Raw genomic sequence first — 10,040 nt, 5'->3', positions numbered from 1 at the left:
CGCAGCACGACTACACGCGGCGTCTCATCGCTTCGCTCCCGGTGCCCGATCCGGTCGAGCAGGCCCAGCGGCGCGAGGTGGCCCGGGCGCTGCGGTAGGGGCGGGGGCTGGCGAGCCCGCGGGGGCTGGCGGGCCCGCGGCCACCGGCGGCATCACCGGTGGCATCATCACCCGGACCGTGATCACTCGTGGTCGAGAAAATGGGCTCGGGTTCAATGGGTCGTTGCAGAGGCGCTTCACCACGCGACGCACCGCCGGTCGCTGCGCTGCACGGTACGGTATGCGTTATGGAGCTCCTGCCGGATCCTGTATGGCCGGTCATCCTGCTGGCGGTCATCTCTTTCATCGACGGGCTCGTGTGCATCAAGCCCTTGGAGTTCATCGGGCGGTGCTTCGAGGACGTCGGCTTCCCGCGTCGCTGGTGGTGGGTGATTCCACCGATCAAGTTCGCAGCGGCGGCAGGCCTCATCCTCGGGATCCGGATTCCCGGCCTGGCCGCGCTCACCACTGTGTGCCTGATCGTGTATTTCATCCTCGCCATCAGCATGCACATCCGCGCTCGTGATTTTGGCCGCAACCTCTTCGTCAACGCCATCGGGATGCTGGTGATCTGCATTGCGACCGCCGTCTTCTGCTTCCTTGTCTAGACCTGAGCCGCAGGAAAGCAGACGGCTGAAGGATCCAAGCGCAGCTCATTTCAGACCCCGGAGTGCGCAATTGTCAGAAGCTCACTCGAGCTCTATCGGAGCACGGGGGCACAAATGGAGATTGAGTTCGGCGCTGGCCCACTTTCAGCGCCAAATCGGTCGAGGTTGGCTTCGGATCGATCTATGCGATGCCGCTGCGCGTGAATGACTGCATCATTGGTGTCGTCAACCTGTACGCGGGGCGGCGTCGGAGGCTGCAGGCGACTCAGCTCAGTACGTGGCGGGCGATCGTTCATGAGGCGGGCATACTCCGCGGGATGCGTCCTCTACGAGCTGCTGACTGGCCGGACCTCGTTTGTGGGAAGCTCTCAAGTGGAGCTCACCTTCCAGCACGTTCATCACGCACCCGAGCCGCCGTCGAAGTTTCGCGAGCACATCGATCCACGGCTCGACTACATGGTCCTGCGCGCACTGGCGAAGGCCCGCGCGGCGCGAAATCAGAGTGCTGAACAGTTCCGGCTTGCGCTGCTCACTGCACGCCCCGGTCAGAACAGTTCAGGTGTCGCGTTCGGCGCGGCCTGAGCGGTCTCGGAGTGCTTGCCCTCTGGATTGCGGTTGTCGCAGGGTTCGCCTGGCTGCTCGTCACATCCGTGCACGCCTATCGCACCGTGCCGCATCCGGATGCAGACCGCCGGTGAAACTGGGATCTACGCATTGTGCCGTCGTGGCATTGCCTCGTCGTGCGGACTGTGATCACCTCCGAAGGATGAGCTGTGAGACCCAGTTGCCCACGAGCTGAGCGACCTGCACCATGACGATGATGACGGTCACGGTGACGAGGGTGACGTTCCAGTCGAACTGCTGGTAGCCGTACATGATCGCGAAGTTGCCCAAGCCGCCGCCGCCGACCACGCCGGCCATCGCGGACATGTCCACGATGGCGATGAGCATGAAGGTGTAGCCAAGGATGAGCGGGGCGAGCGCCTCGGGAAGGACAATGCTGAACAGAGTGCGCAGTCGCCCGGCACCGGCCGCCCGGGACGCCTCTACGATTCCCGGGTCCACGGCGACGAGGTTCTGCTCGACGACCCGACCGATGACGACCGAGGCCATGAGGGTCATCGGCAGGATCGCCGCAGCCGTGCCGATCGTGGTCCCGACGACCAGAAGAGTGAGCGGTCCGATGGCGGTGATGAAGATGATGAAGGGGATCGGCCGCACGATGTTGACGATGACGTTGAGGATTCCGAACACCACCGGCTGCTCGAACAGGTTGCCTGGTCGGGAGGCGTAGAGCGCAGCACCGATGATCAGCCCGGCGATGCCGCTCAGCACGATGGTGGCGGTGACCATGACGAGTGTCTCCTGCACCGACTGCAGGAGGACGGGGAGCAAAGTCGGCCAATCAGTGTCCATGGGAAACCTCCTTCTGGGGCTGCTGCGAGGAGAGCACCTCGGTGCGGGTGTGTGCTGCGATTTGCTCGATCGCAGCGGTGATCGCCTCGGGTGGTCCGGTCAGCTCGTAGGTCAGGGTGCCGAGCGGGCGCTCGCCGATCTCGGTGACTCCGCCGAACACCACGGTGCCCGTGACCTGCGCGGCCGCCAGCATGCGGTTGACCTCCGACGAGCCGTACTCCTCGTTGATCTCTATGGCCACGATCGTGCCCGGATGGCGGGCACGGAGGCGTTCGAGCGTGGCTGCGGAAGGAGTTCCCTGAGTAGCGGTGGCGATGAACTTCCTCGTGGTGTCGGTCACTGGATTCGAGAAGAGGGAGTAGGTGCTGCCCGCTTCGATGATGCGACCCTTCTCCATCATCACGACGTTGTCGCAGAGCTCGCGGACCACGGCCATTTCGTGGGTGATGACCACGGTGGTGGTTCCGAACTCCTGGTTCACGCGACGCAGCAGTCCCAGCACCTCGGTCGTCGTCTCCGGGTCGAGTGCGGAGGTCGCCTCGTCCGCGAGCAGGATCTCAGGGCTGGTTGCCAAGGCGCGCGCGATGCCCACCCGCTGCTTCTGCCCGCCGGACAGCCGCCTCGGATAGACATCAGCCTTGTCCTCGAGGTCGACGAAGCGCAGCAGCTCGGTGACTCTGGCCTTGATGTTCTCCCTGGACCAGCCGGCGATCTTCAGCGGGTACCCGACGTTGCCGGCGACAGTGCGCGAGCCGAAGAGATTGAAATGCTGGAAGATCATGCCGATGCGGCTGCGCACCTTCTGAAGCTTGGTCTCCGGCAGTCCGGTGATGTCGGTGCCGTCGATGACGACGCTGCCGGATGTGGGCAGCTCCAGCCCGTTGATGAGTCGCACGAGGGTCGACTTGCCGGCACCGGAGTAGCCGACGATGCCGACGACAGAGCCGCGTGCAATGTCGAGAGACACCCCGTCGAGAGCCTTCACGCTGCTCTCCTTGCCGCGCGGGGATGGGTACTCCTTGAAAATACTTATGAAGCGGATGTGGGGATCGATGTCACTCACCGGATCACTCCCTGCGGTTGTCTGCACAGGTGACAGTGAACGACGAGCCGGCTGAACGGGAACCGCCAATCGTCATATGGTGACCTTGTGCGTCATCTGAGGTGGATGTGTGACGAATCGCGACTTTCTGAGACATTCCCCACATACTCCGGATGCGCCTCGGGCATAGCGTTCCGAGCATCAGACTCAACTCGACGCCGAGGAGAATGCCATGACCCGTCCGACAACTCATTCGTGGGTGAAGACCGCCCTTTCCCTATCCGCCGCCGGGTTGCTGCTGAGCGTGGCAGCGTGCGGGGGAGGGGCAGCCTCTGCGGAAGGCCCAGACGATGTCCTCACCATCGGGACCGATGACGGCCAGGAGAAGCACTGGCTGATCATCCAGGAGAAGCTCGCCGAAGGAGGGATCGAGGCCGAGGTCAAGACCTTCTCGGACGGTACGCAGATCAACACCGCCACAGAGAACGGCGATATCGACATCAACCTGTTCCAGCACCTCGCCTACCTCGCGCAGTACAACGTCAACAACAACGGGACTCTGGTTCCCGTGGGAGCGACGGCGGTCTATCCGCTCGCGCTGTACTCGAAGGACTACGGCTCGCTCGAGGAACTGCCGGAGGGTGCGGAGGTCGCAATTCCGAACAATCCGACGAACCAGGCCCGCGCCCTGCTCAACCTGCAGGAAGCTGGACTGCTCACCCTCAAGGACGGTGGCGACTCGCTTTCGACCCCGGCGGAGATCGAGTCCGCGAAGGTGGAGATCACGCCGGTCGACTCGAATCAGACCGTCACCGCCCTCAACGGCTCGGCCGCTGCAGCGGTCGTCAACAACACCCAGGCGCAGAAGGGCGGGCTCGGCGACGAAGCCATCATCTACAAGGACGACCTCGAGTCCGGGACGAACGACGCGTACATCAACGCCTTCGTCACCAAAGAGGAGAACGCCGACGATCCGCGGTGGGAGACGCTCATCGATGTCTACCACTCGTCCGAGGTGCAAGAGGCCGTGACGGAGCTCAACGGGGGAAATCTGAAGTTCAAGGACGATTGGACCGCCGAGCAGCTCGTCGAATTGCTGCGCAGCGAGGAAGAGGTCGCGGCGAGCGGAGCATGACGTCGGGCGATTACGGCCCGCCGCAAGCGACAACGAGACGAGGAGAGCACAATGTCAGATTCCACACTGCCGATCATCGACCTGTCCCGGGCCGACGATCCGAGTACGGCCCAGGCCTTTCGCGACGATCTCCGTCGCGTGACCCACAAAATCGGATTCTTCTACCTCACCGGCCACGGCATTCCCGCTGAGGACTTCGGCGAAATCATCGACGTGGCCCAGCGCTTCTTCGCTCTTCCTGAGGAGGAGAAGCTGGCGATCGAGAACACCAAGTCCCCTCACTTCCGCGGCTACACGCGGACGGGTGGGGAGCGAACGCGGGGGAAGGTCGACTGGCGGGAGCAGATCGACATCGGTCCGAACCGCGAACCGGTTGCAGATCCGCAGTTCCCCTTCGAACGGCTGACCGGTCCGAACCAGTACCCTGCGTCTCTGCCCGAGCTTCGTGAGGTGACCGACCGGTGGCACCGGCAGCTCACCGTTCTGGGCGGCAAGCTGCTGTCCGAATGGGCGCTGAGCCTCGGGCAGCCGGCAGACCTCTTCGCTCCGGCCTTCGAGGATGGTCCGGAGTCCTTCATCAAGATCATTCGCTACCCGGCCCCAGCTGACGAGACGGTCACGCAGGGGGTTGGAGAGCACCGCGACGGAGGAGTGCTCACGCTGTTGTACCCGCAGCCCGGCACCACAGGTCTGCAGGTGCTGACCGATGACGGCTACATCGACGCTGACCCGATCGAAGACGTCTTCATCGTGAACATCGGCAAGCTGCTCGAGGTTGCCACCGGCGGGTATCTGAGAGCCACGGTTCACAGGGTGCTCCCCACCCAGCCGGGGAAGGACCGGATCTCCGTCCCGTTCTTCTTCAATCCCGCACTGCGCAGCTCGCTGCCCGAGGTGCAGCTGCCTTCGGAGCTCGCCGCCCGCGCCCGTGGAGTCTCCCAGGACGAGCGGGACGCGCTGCACGCCGTCTACGGGGAGAATGCCTTTGCATCGCGGCTGCGGTCGCACCCCAACGTCGCGCAGAAGTACTACGCGGAGTTCGTGGAGGCGTCCCAAGTCTGATTGCCCTGGGTCAGGCTGGGATCCCTCGCTGTCGAGAACGCGGACGGTGTAGTCAGGCTTCTGAGGCGCCTGACGCCCGAGGCGCACCTGACGCGATAGGCCGGGGCCGGTGCGCCCTCAGTCAGTCCACTTCTCGAACTCTTCCGGGTCGACGTGCTCGACGAAGTCGCGGAACTCCTTGATCTCCTCTTCCTCGTCCTCGGACTGCACCTCGGTCTCGACGCTCACCTGGTCGTAGACGTCCTCGGCGACCCAGAGCGGCGCGTCGACCTCGCAGATCGGCAAGGAGGACCAGCATGTCGGATGACTTCGCACCGGCCGAACCCATCGAGGAAGCAACAGAGGAAGAGATCACGGAGACGGAGCCGGCCTTCGAGCCGTTCTACTCGTCCCTGGATCAGTGGGTGACTGATTGGCTGTTGCCGAACTACTCGCGGCCATTACGCGATGTCTCGCAGTTCCGGTGGGACCCGCAGTGGTGGCGGTACTCGGAGGTCGTGATGCGCCTGGAGGCGCTGTGGGCGTCCTGGGAGAAGATGCGGCTGGAGGGCGGGCCGGGAATCGTGACGTTCTTTCGCGACTACCTGGACCCGATGATGCGGGTCATCCTCGACCCGCAGGGGCCGTTCCATGCCTACGATCCGAACAAGACGGACCCGGACGGTGAGCGAGATATGCCGGAGCCGTTGCCGCATTCTCCGCTGACGGTTCCAGACCTGTTCCGACTCGACTGACCGGCACTCGAAGGGGCACCCAACCGCTTTGGTTGGGTGCCCCTTTGATGTGTGCGTCAGCGTTGCTGGACGTGCTCGCGTTCGCGTGTGGGCTGACTCTGGCCTGCCTTGCGGACATGAGCCTTCGAATCAACGGAACGCCGCAGGTAGTCCTTAGCGTCGCCCGAGATGTTCTTGAGCGCTTCCCGTCTGGTGGCGGCTGCCTGTGGGTCGCGCTTGGCGACTTCGTCCAGATGCCGGCTCATGTCCCGGTTGTGCTGGGAGTCAGGCAGTGACGCTGCGGCTGCCAGGTGGCCGGTCTCGCGCTTCCGCGCAAGGTCGGCGTCGTCGCCGGCTGTATCGGCGGCGGTGTCGTAGTGCTTTTCCTCAGGGTGGGACTCCGAGTGGGTGCGGTCGGCATCAGCCCCAGCGTCCTCCCGTGTGGCTGTTTCGATTCGGGCGTCTCGCGCCTCCGGGTTCTCCGGGTCTGCCAGCAACGCGTCCCTGTCCTCGGCTGACAACCGGTCGAGGTAGTCGTCGGTGTCGATACCGGCCTCGGCGGCTTCACTCATCGCGGCCTCGCGGAGGGCAGGATCGTGGGCGGCTTCGTCCTCGGCCTGCGCCTGCTGTTCTTCCCGGACCGACTCGGCGGCGGTGTCGTTCGTGCGTTCCTCGGCACGCAGACGGCCAGCGGCATTGTGGTCGTCGAGGGCAGCTTGCAGTGCGTTGAAACGTGCGGTTCCATCGGCACCTTGAGAAGTCAGGTTTTCGATGTTGAGACCGTGCAAGTCCCGGACGCGGTCAGCGAACGCCATGTAGGCGCTGTTCGCCGGTCCGTGGCCCTTTGCTGCGAGGTCCTGGGCGTCAACGATGGAGCGATCCAGGTGTGCGTTCGATGTCGACTTCCAGAACTGCGCCGAGTAGGCGTCCTTGTGTAGCGCCTTGGCCGCTTCGGCTTCGTCGCGGTGGCGGTCCTGAGCCTGCCGCTGCTGCTCTGCCTCAGCGCCTTGTTCTTGGCGCTCTGCACGTTCGCTCTCGTGCTTCACGTTTGCGTTCGCCGGCTTCCTTGATCTGCATGCCGGCCATGCCGAGGCCGCGTGCGATCCGGCCCATCTCGTTGAAGGACTCGGTCTCTTCCTCTGCGGGGTTCACACTCATGGTTCCGCCTCCTATCGTCCGATCCCGTCGTCGCGGTCGCGCGCCGGGTCGCGGGTGGGTTGTCCTTGTCCGGGCCTTGGTGGTTTGGTCGGTTTCGCACTGCTGCCGGGAATCCCGAACAGCCGTTCGCGGGAGTTCATCGCTGCGCCGCCTCCTCGGCCGCGTTCGCGCGTCTCGGGGGAACGCTCGCGCACTGCTGTTGTGGTGCCCGAACTGTGCCGCTTCGCGGCGTCTTCGAGTACCTGGTCATGTGCTGCGGCGAGCTGGACGCGGCCACCGCCGAACCGATTGCGGCTCATCACCTGCGAGAGTTTCATGGCTTGGCGCATGAGCGCCGTCCAGCCCTCGATGGAATCCCGACTGAGCGCCCGGTCCATGAGTCGGGCCGAGTGGCCGGCCTGCATCGGGTTGGTGGCCACAGCTGCGATGTGTTCGCTGGCTTCGGCCAGGGGGCCGGCCTCGCCCTTCTCGAAGTGGATCGAGGCGGATGCGTAGATCCGTGAGAGGTCCACCAACGACACGTTGCCAGCCGCGAGACGGTTCCGCAGTGCTTCCGTTGGGGGCGCAAGCGTCTGCGGTGGCGCGTCCTTCCGGGTGGCGGTGTGGTGCTCCTGCCACACTCCCACGGCTTGTGGGTCGCCTTCCTTTGGCGCGCCGAGTGAGGCGCGCACCTTGGGCAAGCTCAGGTTCTTGTCTAGGTGCTTCGCAGGTGAGTAGAAGATCGGGTCACGGTCGACGCCCTTGGGTGCGGGAAGCGCCACCGAGTAGCCGGTGATTTGGTCAGTGCTGCCCTGCGCGAAGCGGGGTCGAATGATGACGCCGGACGAGTAGACGCGCTGGACGAACTCCGCTTCGCTCGTGGCTCCGGCCGCTGCCGCTCGCAGGCGCCGCCGTAGTTCCTGCCGCTCGTAGTGCGGAGCGTGCTCCCGCTCGCTGCGTTCGCGTTCCCACCGCTTCTCGTGCGGCAGAGTCTGCTTGAGGGCAGCACCTTCGGTGATCGCCAGGCCCCACTCGCGTTCAAGCTGTCTGCAGATCCTCTGCGCGCGTGATTGATCGTTGTGCTCTCGTGCGCGGGAACCGTCCTCGGTGACCATCTGCACGGCGAGGTGAATGTGGTCGTTTCCGTTCTTCGACATGCCATGCCGGACCGCGACCCATCGTGAGGATTTCGCGCCGTCCGGGTCGATGAATCCCATGCGATCCACGAACTGTTCGGCGATGAGTTTCCAGGCTTCGTCGGTCAACGGTTCGTCGGCGTCTGCTTTCAGCGACAGGGAGCAGTGCCACACGTGCCCGTCCTTCTCGCCCACCTTCACTCTCTTGCCGGCCTCGGCGTCGTAGCGGCGGATCGGAACCTTCACTTCGCGGCCATACATCTTGCGCGGATGATCCAGCGTGTTAGCCAGCGCGAGAGCATCGTCACGGTCGAGCTCTTTGCCCGGCTCCACCGTGGCTAGCACCGTGTCGTCACCAGCCACGATGTGCGGGTTCTCATGCTCGTTGGACCGTCCCGGTCCCGCCATCCTCGGCCTGCTCCCGGAGACCGCCACTACCGACGGCGCGATCCTGCTGTCGGGCCGGAACGTGCTCACCGCCTCGGAGCAGAAGCTGCGGCAGATGCGCGGCTCGGATGTGTCGATGGTGTTCCAGGAGCCCTCGACGGCGCTCAACCCGGTGTACACCGTCGGCTGGCAGATCGCCGAGGGCCTGCGCGCCCACAACCCGAAGATGAGCAGGAAGGCGATGCGGGCGCGCGTCGTCGAGGCGATGGAGAACGTGGGCATCCCGAACGCCGAGGAGCGCCACGACTACTACCCGCACCAGTTCTCCGGCGGGCAGAAGCAGCGCATCGTCATCGCGATGGCGCTGGCACTCGGGGCCCGGCTCATCGTCGCGGATGAACCCACCACCGCGCTCGACGTCACCGTGCAGGCGGAGATCCTCGACCTGCTCCGCGACCTGCGCGACGACATGGGCACCTCGATCGTCCTCATCACCCACAACATGGGCGTCGTCGCCGACCTCGCCGACCGCGTGGCCGTGATGTACCGCGGCGACCTCGTCGAGACCGCGGACGTCCGCACCCTGTTCGCGAATCCGACCCACGAGTACACGCGCGCGCTGCTCGCCGCCGTGCCCCGGCTCTCCGTCACCGAGGTGCCGGTCGCCGAGGCTGCAACAGGCGCCTCGGCGGGGGCTGCGGCGGGCACCGCGTCCGACCCGGCACGGGCGGATGCGCCGGCGGGCGCCTCGGCGGGGGCGGCGGCCGCGGCTCCCGGTGCCGATCCGGCCGCGGACGTGCGCCCGGATATCGCGCCGGTGGTCGTCGCGCGCGACCTCGAGATCGTCTATCCGGGCGGCTTCGGCAAGAGCGATTTCACCGCCGTGGACGGCGTGAGCTTCGAGATCCGGCCGGGCGAGGTGTTCGGCCTCGTCGGCGAATCGGGGTCGGGCAAGACGACCATCGGGCGCGCGATCGCGGGTCTCACCCGTGCCACCGGGGGTTCGCTCACGGTGTTCGACCACGAGATGGTCGGGTTCAGGGAGAAGACGTTCCGACCCGTGCGCAAGCGGATCGGCTTCGTGTTCCAGGACCCGGCGGCCTCCTTCAACCCGCACCTGTCGATCGGCGAGTGCGTGGCCGAGCCGCTCGCGGTGCACCGTCCGGAGCTGGGCGACCAGCAGCGCCGGCGGGCCGCGCTCGACCTGCTCGAGGCCGTGCAGCTGCCGCAGTCCTATGCCGCCCGGTTCCCCCACGAGCTGTCCGGCGGCCAGCGCCAGCGTGCGTCCTTGGCCCGCGGCATCGCGCTCGACCCGGAGCTCCTCATCGCCGACGAGCCGACCTCGGCACTCGATGTTTCGGTGCA

11 protein-coding genes are annotated in these 10,040 nt (G+C 65.5%); 6 read left to right on the top strand and 5 right to left on the bottom strand.

Annotation, left to right across the window (positions count from 1 at the left end):
• The first annotated feature begins 287 nt into the window (after positions 1–287).
• Complete coding sequence (locus tag AB0I45_RS13750) at positions 288–647, top strand: DoxX family protein (RefSeq protein ID WP_137318745.1); 360 nt, start codon at positions 288–290, stop codon at positions 645–647.
• A 372-nt stretch (positions 648–1,019) separates the two neighbouring features.
• Positions 1,020–1,229, top strand: coding sequence for a hypothetical protein (locus AB0I45_RS13745; protein ID WP_137318746.1), 210 nt, complete (start codon positions 1,020–1,022; stop codon positions 1,227–1,229).
• Positions 1,230–1,400: 171 nt separating this feature from the next.
• Here AB0I45_RS13745 and AB0I45_RS13740 read toward each other — a convergent pair whose 3' ends face one another.
• Together AB0I45_RS13740 and AB0I45_RS13735 are read right to left on the bottom strand one after the other, a co-directional pair.
• On the bottom strand, positions 1,401–2,063 hold the full coding sequence (locus tag AB0I45_RS13740; RefSeq protein WP_137318747.1) for a methionine ABC transporter permease: 663 nt from the start codon (positions 2,061–2,063) through the stop codon (positions 1,401–1,403).
• Positions 2,053–3,126 carry a methionine ABC transporter ATP-binding protein gene (locus AB0I45_RS13735; RefSeq protein WP_247618922.1) on the bottom strand — a complete coding sequence of 358 codons (1,074 nt, stop codon included), beginning with the start codon at positions 3,124–3,126 and terminating at the stop codon, positions 2,053–2,055. The genes AB0I45_RS13740 and AB0I45_RS13735 overlap by 11 nt, the downstream gene beginning before the upstream one ends.
• Before the next feature lie 211 nt (positions 3,127–3,337).
• Between AB0I45_RS13735 and AB0I45_RS13730 the strand changes: the two genes are divergently transcribed.
• Positions 3,338–4,240: a MetQ/NlpA family ABC transporter substrate-binding protein gene (locus tag AB0I45_RS13730; protein ID WP_247618921.1), complete on the top strand. Its 903-nt coding sequence runs from the start codon at positions 3,338–3,340 to the stop codon at positions 4,238–4,240.
• Between the two features lie 51 nt (positions 4,241–4,291).
• On the top strand, positions 4,292–5,302 hold the full coding sequence (locus AB0I45_RS13725; protein WP_295690333.1) for a 2-oxoglutarate and iron-dependent oxygenase domain-containing protein: 1,011 nt from the start codon (positions 4,292–4,294) through the stop codon (positions 5,300–5,302).
• A gap of 117 nt (positions 5,303–5,419) precedes the next feature.
• On the opposite strand, the gene AB0I45_RS13720 is transcribed toward AB0I45_RS13725, so the two are convergent.
• Positions 5,420–5,587 (bottom strand): hypothetical protein, encoded by a 168-nt coding sequence (locus AB0I45_RS13720; RefSeq protein WP_175406869.1) that lies wholly within the window; start codon positions 5,585–5,587, stop codon positions 5,420–5,422.
• 11 nt (positions 5,588–5,598) lie between these two features.
• On the opposite strand from AB0I45_RS13720, the gene AB0I45_RS13715 reads away from it, so the two are divergent.
• Positions 5,599–6,036 carry a DUF4913 domain-containing protein gene (locus tag AB0I45_RS13715; protein WP_247618919.1) on the top strand — a complete coding sequence of 146 codons (438 nt, stop codon included), beginning with the start codon at positions 5,599–5,601 and terminating at the stop codon, positions 6,034–6,036.
• 56 nt (positions 6,037–6,092) lie between these two features.
• On the opposite strand, the gene AB0I45_RS13710 is transcribed toward AB0I45_RS13715, so the two are convergent.
• Together AB0I45_RS13710 and AB0I45_RS13705 are read right to left on the bottom strand one after the other, a co-directional pair.
• A complete protein-coding gene (locus AB0I45_RS13710) occupies positions 6,093–7,061 on the bottom strand; it encodes a hypothetical protein (protein WP_295690329.1) in 969 nt (322 codons plus the stop codon).
• Between the two features lie 123 nt (positions 7,062–7,184).
• A complete protein-coding gene (locus tag AB0I45_RS13705) occupies positions 7,185–8,651 on the bottom strand; it encodes a relaxase/mobilization nuclease domain-containing protein (RefSeq protein WP_360318902.1) in 1,467 nt (488 codons plus the stop codon).
• A 22-nt stretch (positions 8,652–8,673) separates the two neighbouring features.
• Between AB0I45_RS13705 and AB0I45_RS13700 the strand changes: the two genes are divergently transcribed.
• Positions 8,674–10,040: ABC transporter ATP-binding protein (locus AB0I45_RS13700; RefSeq protein ID WP_360318899.1), on the top strand; the 1,367-nt coding region annotated here is incomplete at its 3' end.

The organism is Brevibacterium sp. NPDC049920 (genome assembly GCF_040656435.1).
In the GTDB taxonomy this organism is placed as follows: domain Bacteria; phylum Actinomycetota; class Actinomycetes; order Actinomycetales; family Brevibacteriaceae; genus Brevibacterium; species Brevibacterium pityocampae.
This window is presented reverse-complemented; position numbering and strand designations above follow the sequence as displayed.

Coding starts and splice junctions, on each gene's coding strand:
- AB0I45_RS13740 (WP_137318747.1), bottom strand. CDS start 2,063: ATGGACACTGATTGGCCGACTTTGCTCCCCGTCCTCCTGCAGTCGGTG.
- AB0I45_RS13715 (WP_247618919.1), top strand. CDS start 5,599: ATGTCGGATGACTTCGCACCGGCCGAACCCATCGAGGAAGCAACAGAG.
- AB0I45_RS13725 (WP_295690333.1), top strand. CDS start 4,292: ATGTCAGATTCCACACTGCCGATCATCGACCTGTCCCGGGCCGACGAT.
- AB0I45_RS13750 (WP_137318745.1), top strand. CDS start 288: ATGGAGCTCCTGCCGGATCCTGTATGGCCGGTCATCCTGCTGGCGGTC.
- AB0I45_RS13730 (WP_247618921.1), top strand. CDS start 3,338: ATGACCCGTCCGACAACTCATTCGTGGGTGAAGACCGCCCTTTCCCTA.